1 pseudogene is annotated in these 596 nt (G+C 43.0%); it reads right to left on the reverse strand.

Annotated features, from left to right (window positions below):
- Positions 1–145: 145 nt before the first annotated feature.
- A pseudogene (gene nqrC, locus FDX22_RS12430) lies at positions 146–596 on the reverse strand (NADH:ubiquinone reductase (Na(+)-transporting) subunit C); the annotation flags it as partial.

Here is a 596-nt window from a genome sequence, read left to right on the forward strand (position 1 = left end):
GAAATTGAGACATTCGGGATTTATTAATGATGCCGTCAATACAGGAGAATTTATCGGTGATATGGAATTGAGTTGCCCCATACTCACTGACGCAAATGAGGCCGGCAATGAGTATGAAGATAAACGTTATTTAAAACAAAAGCGATCAGGGAACTATTATATCAGGGCCACGAGTAATTCGTTGCAAAAAACGGCCGTAACCCTGTTCGCCTGTCCAGTAGTTGATGCTTCTCTCAACCCCATTCGATGTCAGGGTCGCACCAGAAATACCATCTACTGTATATTCNTCTGTGGTTTCTCCTGAGTTATTCTTAGTGCTGGCATCCTGTTATTATCAACTACTTTTTTACCCGGCCATTGCTTGCGCCAACTCTCATCTTCCACTCTGGCTCCCAAAAAAGGAGTTTCCCGCTGCTGATAGTAATACAGGTTTTTAACCGTACGTCCGTCTGGGTCAAGAGCCAGAAAGGCATACATCATTGACTTCGCGCCCTTACCGAAAACAGGGAGTATAATTTGTTGAATTTTATTGCTTTTATCTTTTACCAGATATACATCTGCAATCGTACAGCGATGATGGATCTTCGCGGGATCAT

The sequence above is a fragment of the Citrobacter sp. TBCS-14 genome (assembly GCF_005280805.1).
Lineage (GTDB): Bacteria > Pseudomonadota > Gammaproteobacteria > Enterobacterales > Enterobacteriaceae > Citrobacter > Citrobacter gillenii.